Raw genomic sequence first — 18270 nt, 5'->3', positions numbered from 1 at the left:
GATGAGCTATGAAGCACTGGCTAAGGAAATCATTAAAAACGTAGGCGGGTCCGGAAATATTTCAAGTTTGGAACACTGTGCGACACGCTTGAGGTTTAAATTACATGACGACGGGCAAGCACAGACAGAAGATTTAAAGAAATTAGATGGGGTAGTAACGGTTGTAAAAAGTGGAGGACAATATCAAGTTGTCATTGGGCCGCATGTAGCCGATGTGTATAAGGAAGTTGTGAAGGCAAGACAACAAGGCGGTGATGCTCCAGTTGAAGGTGAAGGTGCGTCAGCCGCTCAAAAACCCGCCAAGAAGGCAAAGGTACTTGATCGCTTTATCAATGTGATCTCGGGCGTATTCACACCGGCATTAGGTCTTTTGGCAGCTTCAGGTATCGCCAAAGGCCTGGCGGCGGTCTTATTGGCTACGAACGTATTGTCCGCGCAATCCGGGGCTTATATTTTATTATGGGCGATTGGGGATACCTTCTTTTATTTCTTCCCGATCATCTTGGCCTATACTTCCGCAAACAAGTTCGGACTGTCTCCCATTTTGGGCATTATCATCGGAGCTTCCCTGGTCTATCCAAGTTTGACCGCTTTACTGAGTGAAGGAAAACCAATCTATACCCTCTTTGAGGGAACGATTTTTCAGGCGCCTGTATACTTTGAGGTATTCGGAGTACCGATCTTGTTAATGAAATATGCGCAATCGGTCATTCCTTCAATTATAGCCGTTTTCTTTGCTGCCAAAATCGAGAATTGGTTAAAAAGGGTTCTGCCCAAGGTGATTCAAATGTTTATGGTGCCTTTTGCCACCCTGATTATTATTGTTCCGCTCACTTTTTTAATTATTGGTCCTGCGGCGACCTGGTTAGGAGCTATGTTGGGCTTTTTGGCCAAGGGAGCATATGATTTGAATCCAACGCTTGCGGGTTTGTTTATCGGGGGATTATGGCAGGTGTTTGTCATGTTCGGTCTGCATTGGGGATTGATACCTATTAGCTTAATTACAATAGCCCAATTCGGCTTCGATCCACTTCTGGCTTTAATGCTGGGAACGCCATTCGCAACATTGGGTGCGGTGCTGGGCGTCTTTTTGAAAACCAAAAACTCCAAGCTGAAGACACTATGTGTTCCATGTTTTGCGACGGGGATTTTTGGCATATCGGAACCTGCCATTTATGGAATAACGTTACCCAATAAGTATCCTTTTATCTTTACTCTTGCAGGGGCTTCCATCGGCGGAGGGGTCATGGGATTCCTGGGTTCCAAAGCTTATGTGGTCGGCGGTATGGGGATCTTGGCGTTGCCTAATTACATTAACCACGGGAGCTTCGACATGGGCTTTTTCGGGGCTGTCATCGGAATTACGATGGCCTTCATCGTCACTTGCTTGCTTACCCTTTTCTTCTGGAATGACAGCAAAAGCGTAAATGCCGTTAAATAATCGCCGTGAAAATAAAGAAGCAATTCAAAAGGATGGAGAAACCATGAGAGCTCTTATGATTATGTTTGATACATTAACCCGCAGTTTTTTGCCTAACTATGGAAACGATTGGGTCAAAGCGCCTAACTTTGAACGTTTAAGAGAGAAAACCGTGACTTTTGCCAACTTCTATGGCGGAAGCATGCCGTGCATGCCGGCAAGAAGAGAGCTGCATACAGGGAGATATAACTTCCTTCATCGTGGCTGGGGGCCGCTGGAAAGCTTTGATAACTCGGTTTTTGAGAGGCTGCAAGAAAAGGGGGTTTACTGTCATCTGGTTACGGATCATTCTCATTATTTCGAGGATGGCGGAGCTACGTACCATAACCGTTATTCGACGTGGGAAGGGTTTAGAGGGCAGGAAGGCGACCGTTGGGTTCCGCGCAGCCAAGCGATGTCCATGGATAATCAAAACCCGTTCAATAAAGCAGGAATTTCGGCAGTACAGCATTACGCCAACAGAACCAGACAATTAAACGAAGAGGATATGTCCAGCGTTCAAACGATTCAGGCAGGCTTGGATTTTCTTGCTCACCATCATGATAAGGATAACTGGTTTTTGCAAATTGAATGCTTCGATCCCCATGAGCCTTTTTATGTTCCGGAGAAGTACCGGCAGCTTTATGATTGCAAGGAAGATAAAGACATCCCCTTTTGGCCAAAGTATCAAAAAATGGATGCGGACAGTAATCATGAACAAATCGACGGGATGAGAAAAGAATATGCTGCATTGCTCAGCATGTGTGACTATCATTTGGGCCGGGTGCTGGACTTCTTGGACGATCACAATATGTGGGAAGATACCTTGGTTATCGTCAATACGGATCACGGCTTCCTGCTGGGAGAACATGACTGGGTGGGCAAAAATATTGCACCCATGTATGAAGAAATTATTCACCTTCCGTTCTTTATGCATATACCCGGAGAAGATCATGATGACGGAAAAGTCTACGATGGACTGTGTCAAACCATAGACATTGCGGCAACCCTGTTAGATTACTTCAATGTTTCCGACGGTTACAGTCGTGACGGCAGGTCTTTGATCTCCATGATCAAAGAGGAAATGGGTCATCATGCTGAAATTCTTTTTGGGGTCAACGGCGGACATGTTAGCATATTTGATGGCAGATACGTGTATATGCGCAGCTCGGCTAAACCGGATAATGGCCCTTTGGTTAATCAGACACTTGCGATGACAAGAATGAGGGGGTTCTTTGCCGATGATTCCTTGTCACAAGTGAAACTTGTCCCAGGAAATCGTTTTACCAACGGCATGCCTGTATTGCAGTTGCCTGTTGAAAACTATATTAATTCTTACGGAATCGGAAATTTACTGTTTGACATGGAAAAGGATCCAAAGCAAGAAAATGCGCTGGATGATTCAGAAATTGAAAAAGTCATGGTCCAAAAACTAGTTAATAAAATGAAGGAAATCGAGGCGCCGCCGGAAGAATTCGAACGACTTGGCCTAATCAAGAAATAAGAAGGGATAAATCTTATGTTTGGACGTAAAAAGAAAAGCACTCCCCAAGAGGTGTTGGTTGCCGCTCCATTAATCGGAAAAGTGGTTTCTATTGAACAAGTGGAAGACGAGGCCTTTTCAAGTAAAGCCATGGGGGAAGGAATAGCCATTAACCCCTATGAAGGGAAGGTTGTTGCCCCTTTTGACGGAACTGTGGCCCATATTATGGAGAAGAGCAAGCACGCACTGGTTTTAGAACATGAATCCGGAATACAAATTCTCATCCATGTTGGCATGAACACAGTTTCCCTTAAGGGGGAAGGTTTTACAGCTCATGCAGGTACCGGCGAAAAAATGAAAAAAGGCCAGTTGCTGCTTGAGTTTGATATCGAGCATATTCAACAGGCCGGCTATCCTGTCGTTACACCGGTCATCGTGCCGGTTGGCCAAGAGTTAATTAAGCGAGTTGACATTTTACAGAGTAGTAACGATGATACACGGGCAGACATGGATATGTTGCGTATCGTTTTATGATTCTGCCCCAGTGTAGCAAAGAGCTTATCCGTACAGGATGAGATCAACTCTATTTTGGAGGCTCCGTTTATGAGCGGGGGCATCTATACGCCGATATAATGAGGAGGACGCAGCCCGAGCGAAGGCAAGGGAGCGTCCTTTAATATGAGGAGAAGAGTTTTAAAGATACTCACACTTAAATGTTGAAAACTCAGCCATAGATCCTTCCCCACAGGCATATAAACCGATGAGCACGCCAGTAAATCCTCCCGCAACTTCGGAGGAAAGGTATCTGGTTTGCGCCGTGCCTAAGAGGATGTCCTCGCCGTTTGCATGAAGGAAGAAGCTATAGCGCTCATGGGCTGCCCGTATCATCACAGTAGCATGATTGCTGTTTCTCAGGTCAACTTCATTTTCAATGGATTTAATATCCCCAATATTCAGGCGCTCGATCACTTTATACCCGTGCTCATCTTTACGTACAGCTAAATCATAATGATGATGTTCATCCATATACAGCGTGATGCCGGCTTCTCCGCTTGTCAGCTGTACATCGCAAGAGATTTCCGCGTTAAAGTCCCTTTGGCGAATGCCGATAAATGTCGGGGATTCCGGCATATCCAGCGTCACTCCGGTCCCTTTCAGCGTTGCCTTATCGAATTCCAACCGATAGTTCTCCACAACAGGATGACGGAGATAACACCAGTCCAGATTCCACTTCGTGTTCTCGAAAGTGTAAATCTTTTTCTCCTGCTGGATAACATGACATGCGATCCGATCGGTTTCAAAACTCGTAAGGGTCGTGCCGTTATGTCCTGCCGTAAACCAGCCATCCTCGCCAAAAGTAACCGGCGTAAGGAAAACTTCGCGGCCAAGGTGATGGTAGGTAAGCCAACGTCCGATTTGACGGAAGCCCAGATGGAGCATCCACCAATTTCCGTCGTGATCTTGAATCAGATCGCCATGGCCAACCCCCTGCAGCTCATAACCGCCCAGATTGCGATTGGTCAGTACGGGATTGTGCGGATAAGCTTCGAACGGACCGGAGATGGAATCTCCCCGTGCATAAGTGACCATATGTCCATATTCAGTTCCGCCTTCAGCCGCCATAAGGTAATACCGGCCATTGATTTTATACATATGCGGGCTTTCCAAATATCGTCCGCCTGTACCTTGCCAAATCGAACGGCTTGCCGACAGCTTGCCGCCCGTTTCAATGTCAATTTCACACTGAACAATGCCGTAGGTCCCGTTATCGTCTTTCCCGTTGCTCATAAAGAAGACCTTTCCGTCTTCGAAATACAAATCGGGATCGATTCCCCCCTGATCCACATAGATCGGTTCGGACCATTCACCGTAAATATCGTCAGTCCAAACATAGAAATTTTGACGAGTGGTGTCGTTGGTCGTGGTCATGTAGAATCTCCCGTTGTTATGCCGGATCGTAGGAGCGAAAACGCCGCCGGAACTGCTTACCTTGCCGAGCTGAATCTGGCTCTCTCGGGTTAGGCAGTGACCGATTTGCTTCCAGTTAATCAGGTCTTTGCTCTCAAAAATCGGAACACCGGGAAAGTATTGAAAGGAACTGCAGACCAGATAATAGGTATCTGCTACTTTGCATACACTGGGGTCGGGATAAAATCCTTTGATGACCGGGTTATTGTATTTCATAGGTCCACCTCTTTCATAAATTCACATATATATAAATCTAATGTGATTAGCAGCTAAGAAAATTAAACACCATGGTTTAATATCAAGCAATGGATTAGGCTTGATGATTCATGTTAAATCTTTTAAATTAATATATATGTGAATTAAATTGTTACGGTCAGGAGATTATGATGATCATTAAAGCGAACGGAGAACCGAAGTTTATGCCGCTATACGAAGCATTGGCCAGCGAAGTCCGCTGGAAAATGATGAGTCTCCTTGCCGATTGCGAGATGAATGTGAAGGATATTGCGAACCGGTTGGAGCTCAGCCCCTCGATCGTTACCATGCACATCCGAAAACTCGAACAGGCCGGGCTCGTCGGAAGCCGCAGGGTACGGCTGAACGGGGGGACGCACAAAATCTGTTTCCTCAAGCAAAAAACCGTCGAAATTGAGCTGCCGTCTGCCGGCCCCACCGCAAAGATCAGGGAGCAAAGTATTTCCGTCGGTCATTACACCGCTTTTGAAGTTTATCCTACTTGCGGGCTCGGTACACGCGAGAAAGAAATCGGAGTTTGGGACGATCCGCGCTATTTCCTCGATCCCGAGCGGGTTCACGCCGCCATTTTGTGGTTTGGGTGGGGGTATGTGGAATACAAAATGCCTAACTTTTTGCTGGCCGATCAAACCGCGGACGCCATCGAAATCTCCATGGAGATCGCTTCGGAAGCTCCCGGTTTAAGAGATTATTGGCCTTCTGATATTGAATTCATCTTCAACGGCATCTCCCTTGGCACATGGACAAGTCCGGCTGATTTCGGAAGGGCTGCACGGGGGAAATTTACACCCGAATGGTGGCATCGTAATGTGAATCAATACGGGTTATTGAAGACGATCCGCATCGACGTGTCGGGTACATTTATCGATGATGAGCGGATGTCGGCGGTGACCCTCGCGGATATCAAGCTGCGGGAACCGTTCTGGACGCTTCGTTTCGCGGTGGATGAGCGGGCTGTTAACGTAGGGGGCTTGACAATGTATGGTTCCGGATTCGGCAATCACGATCAAGACATTGTCATCCGCGCGTATCTTAACGATAATCATTAATTGGAAAAGAGATCTGCCTCCCCTGCGGGCAGATCTCTTCGTTATTTCTCAAAAGAACCGATAGAGTCGCACCCCGTGCGGCGGCACAGTGGCCCGCAGCGTGCCTGCCGTAAGCTCGGCGGGCGCTCCGCTCCATAGCTCGGTGCCTGCGGCGATACCTGTCAGGCCGACCTGTTCCAGGGCCAGGTCGAGCGGCAGCGGGTTTTCGCCGATGTTGAATACGGCAGCGTAGCGGGAGCCTTCGGCGTCTTCGGCCGTCCAGACGATAAGATCTCCTTGGCGCAACGCTTCCTTGGCTCCGCGGCTCTCCTGGTGCATGCGCAGAACCTCGCGGTTGGTCAGCAGCGACAGCGTCCAGTCGTCGCAGTCCCGCAATTCGCCGCCAAAGATGAGCGGCGAGCGGAAGATGCTCCAGAGCGACATCATCGTTAGCTGCTCGTCGCGCGTGAACCGGGTCCAGCGGTCTGAACCCCCGCCATCGACCGAGCGAATGCCGATGTGGCCGAGTGGCAGCATGTCACAGTCCGGCCAGGAACCTCCCCCCGGTACGCCCTGCCAAGCCCGGCAACGGTCGAACATATCCAGCAGGAGCGGCCACTGGTCCCAGAAGTCATCCGTGACACGCCACATGTTGGCATGCTCGGCGAAGAACGCCGAGTATTCCACCGGAGCGGGTCCGGGTGATAGGCTCAGCACCATGGGCCGGCCGCAGCGCTCGATCGCTTTGGAGATCAGAGCGATCTCCGGCTGATGAGTGTCATACAGCTTGGAAGCCGCGATGTCGTCCACCTTCACCAGGTCGACGCCCCACTCTGCGTACAGTTCAAAGAGAGAATCGTAATAGGCCTGGGCCCCTTCCTTCGAGGCATCCACACCGTACATATCCGTGTTCCATGGACAGATTGAGTTCGTATGCGCAATATCGCGCGCCGTCGCGGCTGTACCCAGAATTGGAGTGGCGGCATGAACTGCCTGCCGCGGAATGCCGCGCATGATATGAATGCCAAATTGCAGTCCAAGGCTGTGAACATAATCGGCTAACGGCTTAAAGCCTTGGCCGCCCGCCGCGGAGGGGAACCGGTTTTCGGCAGGCATGACCCGGGAATAGCCGTCCATCACAAGCGGAACAAACGGCCGGTATTGGGAGGAATGCGCATAGGGCTCGTACCATTGAATATCGACGGTAATGTAGCTCCAGCCGAATGCTTTAAGATGCTTTGCCATGTATTCCGCATTGCCCCGAATCTCATCTTCCGTTACGGCCGCGCCGTAGCAGTCCCAACTGTTCCAGCCCAGCGGCGGAGTAGGCGCTGCAAGCTTATGATCCATTGTTAAGCTCCTTTACTGATTAATTATTGCTCTTGCCATGTTCATCATAATAAAGGAGATTAGCGATATCTATAGTAATCTTGAAAGCCCGATAGTACAATATTGCGGTCAATCGAAGAACAACTTGCGATAAGCAAGGCTTTGGCCCCCGCTGCGGAATTCTCCCGGGGTAAGCCCGGTCAAACTGCGGAACGCTTTGATAAAATAACTTCCGCTGGAGTAGCCGATCCGCTCGGCTATCGCCTCAATGCTAAGGCCGGTTCCCCGCAGCAGCTCCATGGCTTTCTCGGTGCGGACGCGGGTTAAGTAAGCGCCGGGCGTCAGGCCGGTGCTGGCCGAAAAGCGGCGGATCAAGTGGTATTTGGACAGGGAGACATGCTCGGAAAGCTGATCGATGCTGATCATCCGCGAATAATTGTGCTCTATAAATTCAGCTGCGCGCCTCACATTCTCCGGCCAGTTCTCCCTGTCCCGCAGCGTGGTGACCTGCAGTCTGGCCAGTTCCGTCATGAACTGGTAGACGCAGGACGACGAGATCAAGGGATCGGTGATTCTGCCCGCTGCCGCATCGGCCACAATCATTCGCAATAACCGGACTGGCGCACAGTCTGCCGGCAGCTGCGGAACCTCCCCCGCTTCACGCAGGAACTTACGCCAATGGGGTAATATCAGATCGGGCCGAAACAGCAGGAACAGAAACTCCCAAGGCTCTTTAGATTCCGGGGGATAATAATAGCGATGGGGTCCCGGAATTTCGGCGAGAAAAGCCTGTCCGGCGGTGACGCGGAAAGCCCGGTCCCCCGACTCATATACACCTTCGCCGGAAAGGGTGTACTGGAACAGCAGGAGAGGCCCATCAGTCCGCACCAGTCCGTCCCAACGATAAGAAGGAGTAGTGATAGAATCACAGCCGGCCGCAAATAATCTGCATAACTGGAGCTCCCGATCTTCCGCGAACCGAAAGCCGTAGGTGCCTTTGGGGATGTCCATAAATGTCCCTCCTTTGGTGAGAAATCAATCACATATTTACAGCTGGCCTATGAGGTAGAATTCACGGGTAGATGCAGCCCTTTCTTTAATCAGAAGTTGATATTAAGGTTATGAAGTGAGGTGGGGAAATGCCGTATAAAAAACTATCGATCCCAGTTTTAATTATATCTTTACCCTTTATCTTTTTTGATGTTTTGTTGCCGCTGTATACTGAGGAACTCGGATATACTACATTTCAATTTACCCTTCTGGTTTCCGTGTTCTCGCTCGTCCAATTGATTATGCGGCTTGTGCTTGGCAAAGTGTCGGATAAATATAGCAGACGCTCCATCTTTATTGCGTCCTTCTTGTTTTTTGTCGCAGCTTATTTTACATTTGCTATGGCCGGTCAATTATCGCTTTTGCTGACCGCAAGAGTGTTGAACGGCATCGCAAATATTCTGCTGACCCTTTCCGTCTTCGGGCTTATCGCCGATGCCAATACAAATGTAGCACAACAACTGGGGCGCTTTAACAGCAACCGCAATCTTGGCGGGTTCATCGGCGTCGGATTAAGCTTCTACATATTAAGCAACTACGAATTGCTGCAGGGATGGAAGGTGTTGTTCGCAGCTTGTGGAGCAGCCGCCTTGTTGGCGCTTCTGTATGCTCTTACTTTAAGACCGGAAGAGCCAAAGCGAATGATGAATCCGCAAAGTGTTGCTTTATCACCCGAGAAACGCAAAGTCTGGACGGTGAATGTACTGTTCCAGTTGATCTCCAGCATGATTATCGTTTTGTTGATTCCTTACCTGCAAGATGTTTTTGAAGCAGACATTGAAGAGATCGCCATCACCTTCTTGGTGCCCTTGCTGGTGTCTTCATTTTCGGGCACTTATCTGGGCAAACTTGGCGATCGGATGGGTTACCGCAAGTCGGTTGTTATATCAACCGTGATGTCCGGCATAACGGTTGCCGCCCTTCTGTTTTCCTCCAGGCTGAGCATATTCGCCTTGTTTTGGACGGTCTTTATCCTTTCATTTTCGATGCTGGAATTCTCGCTGGATGCAATGTATATGAAGGGCATTTCCGAGCATAACATTGGCGATGCCTACGGCAAATATTCCACAGGCTCCAAATCGGCATGATTGTCGGACCCGCGCTGGGGGGCTTTTTATTTGATTCCTTCGGCCATGTTGTCCCTTATATCGTGTTCGTGGCAGGGATGGCCGCATTGATTCCGTTTGTGCTCGTTGCGCTTCCCAAAGACCCCAGTGCTACCCATCAAGACAACTTAATAAAGCCAGGCCATTCCTGACCGGAGGTTAAGCATTGATGGTACCCCTGTTACATTCTTCCTAACAAATCCCGCTGAGCTTAGTATAATAGACTATGAATAAATTTCGAGATGGGGGCGGCAAAAAATGAGGATCGTTAACTTGAACCCGAATCCCGGCAGCGGGGCCAGACTGGTCGGTTATTTGCACGATATCGAAAAAGAAAGCATGGGCAACCGTTTGGAGCGGCCCTGCGTGGTGATCTGCCCCGGCGGCGGCTTTGAGATGCTTTCGCCGCGGGAAGCGGACCCGCCGGCTACGGCTTTTTTTGCCAAAGGGTATCATGTGTTTACGCTGTATTATTCCATTCGCGAGAATGCGAGCGAGCTGCGGCCGGTCATAGACATCTCTCGAGCGATCGGGAAAATCAGGGAAAACGCCGCGGAGTGGGGCATTATCCCCAACAAGATCGCCGTTTGCGGTTTTTCGGCAGGCGGGTATGTGGCGGCTTCGTCGGGGACCTTATGGGACCATGCCAAGCTGCAGGAAGCCACTGGCGGCAAAGGCGAACAAGGCCGGCCGGATGCGATGGTGCTGTGTTATCCGGTTATTACGGCGGGCGAATTTGCGCACCGGGGTTCCATTGAACGTCTGGGTCCCGGATGGAGTGATGCAGAACGGGAAGCGTCGTTTTCGCTGGAGAAATATGTAACCGCCTCAACGCCTCCCGCTTTTTTGTGGCATACAGTGGAGGACGCTGCCGTGCCGGTGGAAAATTCCATGCTGTTCGCTTCGGCGCTGCGGCGAGCCGGCGTGCCTTTCGAATGCCATCTCTACCAAAACGGCAGACACGGGATGTCGATGTGCAGCACGGAGGTAGGCGATCCCGACGACCATCTGGCCACCTGGTTTCCGTTATGCTTGGAGTGGCTGGGCCGGCAGTTTGCATTTGAATATTAAACGGTTATGTTTCCCGGAGGTTGCCATGTGTAAGAACATGGCAGCCTTTTTTTAGTTCGGGACAAGGTATGATGTGGAATTTCTGCATCCCTCTTAATAGCAAATAATAGAAAATTAGAGCAAGATTGTGATAATGCTATAAATATAAAAAGGAGTGCCTTTCTATGAAAAAAGAAAAAAGACAAAGATTAATTAAGCAATTGGTGAGCGAATATGAAATAGAAACCCAAGAGAAGTTGGTAGAATTGTTGGCAGAACAAGATGTGATGGTAACGCAAGCTACGATTTCACGGGATATCCGTGAGCTGAATTTAATCAAAATAGCTTCTCCGAAAGGACTTATGATATATCATGCTTCTTCAGAAATGGCTTTGCAAACGGATTTGAAGTTAAAGAGGAAGTTGCAAGAAGTGGTTATAAGGATTGATTATGTTGATCAATTAACGATTATTAAAACGTTGCCTGGCAATGCGCATGTTATCGGTGTTTTATTGGATAATCTAAATTGGAAAGAAATGGCGGGTTGCATATGCGGGAATGATACCTGTCTTGTCATTTCCCGGAACCGATCGGAGCGAAAGATTTTAGAAGAAAGATTTAATTTGATTTTTAGATAAAATCAGCTGGTAGATGGTCAATTGAGAATACGAGATTGCTTGAAAAGAGCGTAGGCTGCCTGAAGCGGGCATGCCTTCGCTCTTTTTCTTGTTATTCATCATATATGCGCAGTATAAAATAGGTTTCGCAAAAAAATGGAAAAAATCCTTTATAAAAATACAGATTTTTATGATTTTAAAAATAAAATTGTGCAATATTTCACGACAAATATGCTGGCGTTTTCACGAGGCGGAAAGCATGGACCCTTTATGATGTCCTTGTAAACATCAAAGCCTACAAAGGAGGTACAGCAAATGGAGCATCCCATGCATGTTGCTTCGGAAATTGGGGAATTACAAACGGTTTTATTAAAACGCCCTGGACAGGAATTGGAAAACTTAACGCCGGATTATTTGCAGCCGTTATTATTTGACGATATCCCCTATTTGCCGGTGATTCAAAAAGAACATGATTATTTTGCCCAAACATTACGCAATCGGGGAATTGAAGTTCTTTATTTGGAAAAACTCGCGGCTGAGGCGTTGGCGGATAAGAAATTGAGAGAAGAATTTGTTGACCGTGTTTTAGAGGAAGCAAGGGCTGAAGGAGATGTTTCACAGCAAATTTTAAAAGAATATTTACTTTCCTTCGCCAATGAAGATTTAGTTCAAAAAATAATGAGCGGGGTAAGGAAAAACGAAATTGAAACGAGCCAGAAAATGCAACTCTATGAATTTATGGAGGATCATTCCCCGTTTTATTTGGTTCCCATGCCGAATTTGTATTTTACCCGTGATCCCGCAGCGGTTATTGGCGACGGATTAACGATTAATAAAATGAGAGAAACCGCACGCAGACGTGAATCATTGTTTATGGAGTACATTATCAATCATCACCCGAGATTTGCCGGTCATCATGTGCCGGTTTGGCTGGATCGCAACTATCAATCTCCCATTGAAGGCGGCGATGAGCTCATTTTGAATGAAGAAACGATTGCCATTGGCGTGTCTGCCCGCACTTCAGCTAAAGCCATCGAACGATTAGCCCTAAATCTATTTAGCCGCCAAGAAAAGTTCAAGCGAGTGCTGGCCATAGAAATCCCAAAATGCCGGGCATTTATGCATTTGGACACCGTATTTACGATGGTTGATTATGATAAATTTACCATTCATCCGGCGATCCAGGGACCGCAAGGGAATATGAATATTTATGTTTTGGAGCAAGGTCCGGATGAAGAAACGCTTAAAATTACCCGCCACACTTCTTTAATAGAATCGCTAAAAGAGGTATTGGGCTTAAAGGATTTGGTTCTCATTCCTTGCGGAGGAGGAGATGAAATCGCCTCGGCTCGCGAACAATGGAATGACGGATCCAATACACTGGCCATTGCGCCGGGGGTAGTTGTTACGTATGACCGCAACTATGTATCAAACGCTTTATTGCGTGAACACGGCATCGAGGTTATTGAAATATTGAGCTCGGAATTATCCCGTGGCCGTGGGGGTCCGCGTTGCATGAGCATGCCAATCGTTCGCAAAGATATTTAAATTTCGGAGAAAGCAGGGATAGATATGAGAACTATAAATTCAAGCTTAAAAGGCAGAAGTTTTCTGGCGGAGATCGATTTTACGGAACAGGAATTGTTGTATCTCCTGGATTTAGCGGCAGATTTAAAGGAAAAGAAGAAAAACGGTATTCCCCATCGTTATTTGGAAGGAAAAAATATAGCTCTTTTATTTGAAAAAACTTCTACTCGCACCCGGTGTGCCTTTACAGTAGCTTGTACGGATTTAGGCGCGCATCCCGAATATTTGGGGAAAGGCGATATCCAGCTCGGTAAAAAAGAATCCGTAGAAGACACGGCGAAAGTGTTAGGCCGGATGTTTGACGGCATCGAGTTCCGCGGCTTTGCCCATAAAACAGTGGAATCATTAGCTCAGCACTCGGGTGTACCGGTATGGAACGGTTTAACGGATCTGTGGCATCCCACCCAAACGCTCGCGGATTTGTTAACCATCCGGGAACATATAGGGCACTTGCGGAATGTAAAGCTCGTTTATGTTGGCGATGGCCGGAACAATGTGGCCAACAGCTTATTGGTCGGCGGTTCAATCGTTGGCATGGAAGTTCGGATTTGTGCGCCAAAAACATTATGGCCGGCACAAGAAGTCGTTTATTTGGCCAAAAAATTCAGCGACCGGGTCATGGTAACCAGCAGTATTGAAGAGGCCGCTTTCGGCGCGGATGTAATCTACACGGATGTTTGGGTATCTATGGGGGAAGAAGATAAATTTGCCGAGCGTATTGAACTGCTTTCCCCTTATCAAGTAAATAGGCAAATGATTAAAGAAACGGGGAATAGCGATGTGATTTTCTTGCATTGTTTGCCTGCCTTTCATGATCTGGAAACCGCGTATGGCAAAGAAATTTACGAAAAACATGGATTAAGAGAAATGGAAGTCACCGATGAGATATTCCGCAGCAAGCATTCCAAAGTATTCGATCAAGCGGAAAATAGAATGCACACCATTAAAGCGGTTTTAGCAGCTACTTTGGGAAGTGAGCGCAATGGGTGAAGATAACAAATTAGGATTATTTACACTAACGGCTCTAGTTGTCGGTTCGATGATCGGCGGCGGAGCGTTTAACCTGGCAAGCGATATGGCCAAAGAAGCCGGCGCCGGAGCGATGATTATCGGATGGATTATCACAGGAATCGGCATGATTGCGCTTGGATTATCCTTTCAGAATTTAACTAACAAAAGACCGGATTTGGATGGCGGTATTTTTAGCTACGCCAAAGCCGGGTTTGGAAACTTTATGGGATTTAACAGCGCATGGGGGTATTGGGTAGCCGCTTGGCTTGGCAATGTAGCTTACGCGACCTTATTATTTAGTGCGTTGGGGTATTTTTTTCCCATTTTTGATGGGGGGCAAAATATAGCCTCGATTATTGGGGCGAGCATATTGCTCTGGTGTGTTCACCTGCTGATTTTACGAGGCGTACAATCGGCGGCGCTTATCAACTTAGTAACCACAATCGCGAAATTAGTACCTGTGTTTGTGTTTATTATTGTGGGAATCTTTGCTTTTCGAATCGATATATTCATAGACGGATTTTGGGGACAAGGCGGTACTTTTGCTTGGGGGGCGGTAGGCAGCCAAGTTAAAAGCACCATGCTTGTAACTCTCTGGGTATTTACTGGTGTTGAAGGGGCTGTTGTCTTATCCGGCCGCGCCAAAAATAAACGTGATGTCGGGAAAGCGACCGTCATTGGATTGATAGGCACACTTATTATTTACGTATTGATTACATTATTATCTCTCGGGCTGATGCAGCAAGCGGATATTGCCCAGTTAAAAAATCCGGCTATGGCCTATTTATTTGAAAGTGTTGTTGGAAAATGGGGCGCTGCATTCATTAACCTGGGTTTGGTTGTTTCCGCCTCAGGCGCTTGGCTAGGCTGGACTTTACTTGCATCTGAAATTCCCTATCTAGCCGCTAAAGATAGTGTATTTCCAAAGTGGTTTGCGAAAGAGAATAAAAACAAAGCTCCTGTAAATTCATTATGGATTACCAATGGTTTAATTCAACTGTTTTTATTAACTTTCATGATTTCGGATCAAGCGTATAATTTTGCGTTTTCTCTAGCATCCTCAGCCATTTTAATTCCCTATGCGTTTTCGGCGTTCTATCAATTGAAGTATAGCTTGCGATCCAAAGAAAAAGACCGAACCATCAATATAATCATTGGTATAGTCGCAAGTATTTATGGAATTTGGTTGGTTTATGCGGCTGGGCTGGATTACTTGTTATTGGCCATGACCTTATATGCACCAGGCATTTTCATCTATTATAAGCTGCAAAAGAAAAGTAAACCAAAGCGGATCTTTACTCGGGCGGAACTGATCTTATCCGTTGCTATTGCCGCTTTAGCAATATTCACCATCTATGAATTAGTTACGGGGAACATTACGATTTGAAGTTTTTGGAAGTAAAAAACTATTGGAGGGTTGAAGCATGGCACGAAGAAAAATTGTAGTGGCACTGGGCGGAAATGCGATACAATCCGGTAATGCTACGGCAAAGGCACAGCAAGAAGCATTGGAAAAAACAGCGGAACAACTTGTAAAAATTATAGAAAATGATGTGGATGTCGTATTTGTCCATGGGAACGGTCCGCAAGTGGGGAATATTTTATTGCAGCAAAAGGCGGCCGAATCGGAAAAAACGCCCGCCATGCCGTTGGATACTTGCGGTGCGATGAGCCAAGGCATGATCGGCTATTGGATGGGAAATGCGATTGCAAAAGTATTAAGAAAACAAAATATAAATAAAGATGTGGTAACCATCGTAACGCGAGTGGTCGTCGATGAAAAAGACGAAGCCTTTAACAATCCCACAAAACCAATCGGGCCTTTTTATACGGAGGACGAAGCAAGAGCGTTAATGAAGGAAACCAAAGTGGTTTTTAAAGAAGACGCAGGAAGAGGCTGGAGACGGGTTGTACCGTCACCAACGCCTGTAAGCATTCTTGAATATAAAGTGATCGATTCTTTGGTAAAGGCCGGGAATATCGTCATTGCTGTGGGCGGCGGCGGAATTCCGGTCATTCATGGTAAAGAAGGATTAACGGGGACCGAAGCGGTCATTGATAAAGACTTTGCCGCTCAGAAATTAGCGGAATTAGTAGAGGCCGATACGCTGGTCATTTTAACGGCAGTGGATTTTGTATATGTGAATTTCAATAAGCCAAATCAAAAAAGGTTAGAGTCTGTAACCGTAGATGAATTAGAAGGATATGTAAAAGAACAGCATTTTGCGGCGGGAAGTATGCTTCCTAAAATTGAAGCTGCCATCCATTTTGTGAATGCAAATTCAGAACGAAAAGCTATTATTACCTCTCTAGACAAGGTCAATGAAGCGTTGGAAGGAAAAACGGGTACGGTTATTTATAAACAAAAGGGACCTGTGCATGCATAAATAAGATTTTTAAATACACTTTTTAAACAAAATGGTCGAATTTGGGCTCCTATTTGCTCCCGAATTCGGCCTGCTTGTTTCATTGATGATTTCCGGTTTATGATAAAATCCAAATTAATTCCATTACACAACAAGAGAGGTGTATTTATGAATAAAAGGAATGTGATAGAAAATTTAAAACAGTTTGACTTGTTTGCTGATTTATCAGAAAAAAAATTACAAAGCTTAACGGAGTTTGTCTATTGGCGAACTTATAAGAAGGGTCAATTTTTATTTTTGGAAGGGGATTCAAGGGAACGCATTTACCTGATGTTAGATGGGTTTGTAAAGTTGGAGCGGGTCAATCAAAGCGGAAATTTACTCTATGAGGACTATGTGAAACGATATTCAATTTTTCCTTACGGCGGTATGTTTACGGATAAAAGATATACTTACTCGGCAGAAGCTTTGACGGATGTAGATGTGTATTATATTCCAGCGGCGATTTTTGAAGATATGTTGAAGGCCAATCAAAAACAATTAATATTTGTGGTTCAGCAGTTTTCTTTGATCTTAAAACTTCATGAACATCGTGTACAATATATTACAACACCCAATGCACAGGATCGGGTAATTCAGTCACTTAATTATTTAAGACAGGATTTGGGGGAACAAAACGGTGAAGAGATTGTCATTTCGTGTCCACTGACAACCATCGAAATCTCCAAAATATCCGGAACGTCGCGAGAAACGGTTAGCTGCGTGTTAAATCAGTTAAAGAAAGATCATATTATCACCGTATCAGGTAAAAAAATTATAATACATGACCCGGCTTATTTCGAGAAAATCTCGATATGAAAAAAAAGATGAACGTCTTCAAAAAGAAGTCGTTCATCAACAGGCAAATCGATGGCAAACGGCGGCCGTTGCGATACTAAATTTATGCGGAAAGAGGGACTTAAGAATGTTGAAGAAACTACGCAAATCCAGGTTGTATACGGGAAAAATGGGGCTAGCTTGGCTTTTGCTCGCACTGCTCCCGTTGGCTGGCTGCTCGACGGGTGTACCTTCGGCTGAGAAAGGGGGATTACAACTGGAGACTGGGGCTGAGGCACAGACCGAGACAAGCAAGGGGACCGGGACGCAGAAAAAAAACGCACTCCGGACCGATCAAAACTTTATACGGTTGGAGCAAAAATTTAACGCCAGGCTGGGCGTGTATGCCATCGATACCGGCACCAATCGCACGGTTGCTTACCGTGCCGATGAGCGGTTTGCTTATGCATCCACATTTAAAGCGTTGGCCGCAGGCGTATTGTTGCAGCAGAATTCGCTTGAAAAACTCGACGAGATCATTACATACACACAAGACGATCTGGTCAGTCATTCGCCAATCACCGAGCAGCATGTAGATACCGGTATGACCCTGGGAGAAATTTGCAAAGCGGCCATTCAATATAGCGACAACACCGCGGCGAATTTGTTGCTCACAAGTTTGGGCGGCCCCGAGGGTTTCGCAACCGCTTTGCAGCGGATCGGCGACGATCAAACCAAGCCGGCGCGATACGAAACCGAGTTGAACGAAGCCGTCCCGGGAGACATTCGTGACACCAGCACGCCGCGAGCGCTTGCCACAAGCCTTAAATCCTTTACGTTGGACGACACGATCTTGCCCGAGAAGCGTTCAATCCTTACGGATTGGCTGATTGGAAACACCACCGGAGATCATTTGATCCGCGCGGGTGTACCCGTAGGCTGGAAGGTTGGAGATAAGTCCGGGGGCGGCTATTATGGAACGAGAAACGACATCGCTATCGTTTGGCCTCCGGGCAAAGATCCGCTTATCATCGCCATCCTGTCCAGCCGGGACACGCAGGACGCCGGCTATGACGACGCTTTAATTGCCGAGGCCGCCGAGGTCGTTGTTGGCGCCTTCCATGAATGACTTTTCGTATACTGTT

At 47.0% G+C, this 18270-nt stretch carries 16 protein-coding genes; 13 read left to right on the top strand and 3 right to left on the bottom strand.

Annotated elements, in window-relative coordinates; genetic code table 11:
* Position 1 precedes the first annotated feature (1 nt).
* The 3 genes from NYE69_RS26070 to NYE69_RS26060 are packed head-to-tail and all read left to right on the top strand — an operon-like array spanning position 2 to position 3476.
* The gene (locus NYE69_RS26070) at positions 2-1441 is read left to right on the top strand and encodes a PTS transporter subunit EIIC (protein ID WP_340928604.1); all 1440 of its coding nucleotides are present in this window, start codon (positions 2-4) and stop codon (positions 1439-1441) included.
* Positions 1428-2963 (top strand): sulfatase, encoded by a 1536-nt coding sequence (locus tag NYE69_RS26065; RefSeq protein ID WP_340928602.1) that lies wholly within the window; start codon positions 1428-1430, stop codon positions 2961-2963. The genes NYE69_RS26070 and NYE69_RS26065 overlap by 14 nt, the downstream gene beginning before the upstream one ends.
* 15 nt (positions 2964-2978) lie before the next feature.
* Complete coding sequence (locus tag NYE69_RS26060; RefSeq protein ID WP_340928600.1) at positions 2979-3476, top strand: PTS sugar transporter subunit IIA; 498 nt, start codon at positions 2979-2981, stop codon at positions 3474-3476.
* 159 nt (positions 3477-3635) lie between these two features.
* Here NYE69_RS26060 and NYE69_RS26055 read toward each other — a convergent pair whose 3' ends face one another.
* Positions 3636-5126 carry a glycoside hydrolase family 43 protein gene (locus tag NYE69_RS26055; protein WP_340928598.1) on the bottom strand — a complete coding sequence of 497 codons (1491 nt, stop codon included), beginning with the start codon at positions 5124-5126 and terminating at the stop codon, positions 3636-3638.
* A gap of 173 nt (positions 5127-5299) precedes the next feature.
* Between NYE69_RS26055 and NYE69_RS26050 the strand changes: the two genes are divergently transcribed.
* Positions 5300-6214, top strand: a complete 915-nt coding sequence (locus tag NYE69_RS26050; RefSeq protein ID WP_340930539.1) for an ArsR/SmtB family transcription factor — start codon at positions 5300-5302, stop codon at positions 6212-6214.
* A gap of 48 nt (positions 6215-6262) precedes the next feature.
* Here the strand turns inward: NYE69_RS26050 and NYE69_RS26045 are convergent, their stop codons facing one another.
* Together NYE69_RS26045 and NYE69_RS26040 are read right to left on the bottom strand one after the other, a co-directional pair.
* Positions 6263-7543 (bottom strand): glycoside hydrolase family 27 protein, encoded by a 1281-nt coding sequence (locus NYE69_RS26045; RefSeq protein WP_340928597.1) that lies wholly within the window; start codon positions 7541-7543, stop codon positions 6263-6265.
* A gap of 108 nt (positions 7544-7651) precedes the next feature.
* The gene (locus NYE69_RS26040) at positions 7652-8533 is read right to left on the bottom strand and encodes an AraC family transcriptional regulator (RefSeq protein ID WP_340928595.1); all 882 of its coding nucleotides are present in this window, start codon (positions 8531-8533) and stop codon (positions 7652-7654) included.
* Positions 8534-8661: 128 nt separating this feature from the next.
* Between NYE69_RS26040 and NYE69_RS26035 the strand changes: the two genes are divergently transcribed.
* The 9 genes from NYE69_RS26035 (at position 8662) to bla (ending at position 18254) form a co-directional block, all read left to right on the top strand.
* Positions 8662-9660: an MFS transporter gene (locus NYE69_RS26035; RefSeq protein ID WP_340928594.1), complete on the top strand. Its 999-nt coding sequence runs from the start codon at positions 8662-8664 to the stop codon at positions 9658-9660.
* A gap of 276 nt (positions 9661-9936) precedes the next feature.
* Positions 9937-10749: an alpha/beta hydrolase gene (locus tag NYE69_RS26030; RefSeq protein ID WP_196427561.1), complete on the top strand. Its 813-nt coding sequence runs from the start codon at positions 9937-9939 to the stop codon at positions 10747-10749.
* 164 nt (positions 10750-10913) lie between these two features.
* Complete coding sequence (gene argR / locus NYE69_RS26025; RefSeq protein WP_340928593.1) at positions 10914-11366, top strand: arginine repressor; 453 nt, start codon at positions 10914-10916, stop codon at positions 11364-11366.
* A 294-nt stretch (positions 11367-11660) separates the two neighbouring features.
* Complete coding sequence (arcA, locus tag NYE69_RS26020; protein WP_316560805.1) at positions 11661-12893, top strand: arginine deiminase; 1233 nt, start codon at positions 11661-11663, stop codon at positions 12891-12893.
* Between the two features lie 24 nt (positions 12894-12917).
* Positions 12918-13922, top strand: coding sequence for an ornithine carbamoyltransferase (argF, locus tag NYE69_RS26015; RefSeq protein ID WP_316560806.1), 1005 nt, complete (start codon positions 12918-12920; stop codon positions 13920-13922).
* Positions 13915-15330 carry an arginine-ornithine antiporter gene (arcD, locus tag NYE69_RS26010; protein ID WP_036620880.1) on the top strand — a complete coding sequence of 472 codons (1416 nt, stop codon included), beginning with the start codon at positions 13915-13917 and terminating at the stop codon, positions 15328-15330. The genes argF and arcD overlap by 8 nt, the downstream gene beginning before the upstream one ends.
* A gap of 37 nt (positions 15331-15367) precedes the next feature.
* Entirely contained in the window at positions 15368-16330 is a 963-nt protein-coding gene (arcC, locus tag NYE69_RS26005) for a carbamate kinase (protein ID WP_340928592.1), read from the top strand.
* 147 nt (positions 16331-16477) lie between these two features.
* Positions 16478-17167 carry a Crp/Fnr family transcriptional regulator gene (locus NYE69_RS26000; protein WP_036620885.1) on the top strand — a complete coding sequence of 230 codons (690 nt, stop codon included), beginning with the start codon at positions 16478-16480 and terminating at the stop codon, positions 17165-17167.
* Positions 17168-17315: 148 nt separating this feature from the next.
* Positions 17316-18254, top strand: a complete 939-nt coding sequence (bla, locus tag NYE69_RS25995; RefSeq protein WP_445744847.1) for a class A beta-lactamase — start codon at positions 17316-17318, stop codon at positions 18252-18254.
* Positions 18255-18270 lie beyond the last annotated feature (16 nt).

It is taken from the genome of Paenibacillus sp. FSL R5-0527 (assembly GCF_038008055.1).
Lineage (GTDB): Bacteria > Bacillota > Bacilli > Paenibacillales > Paenibacillaceae > Fontibacillus > Fontibacillus macerans.
Note: the sequence above shows the minus strand (reverse complement) of the source record. Positions and strands in the feature narration are given on the sequence as shown.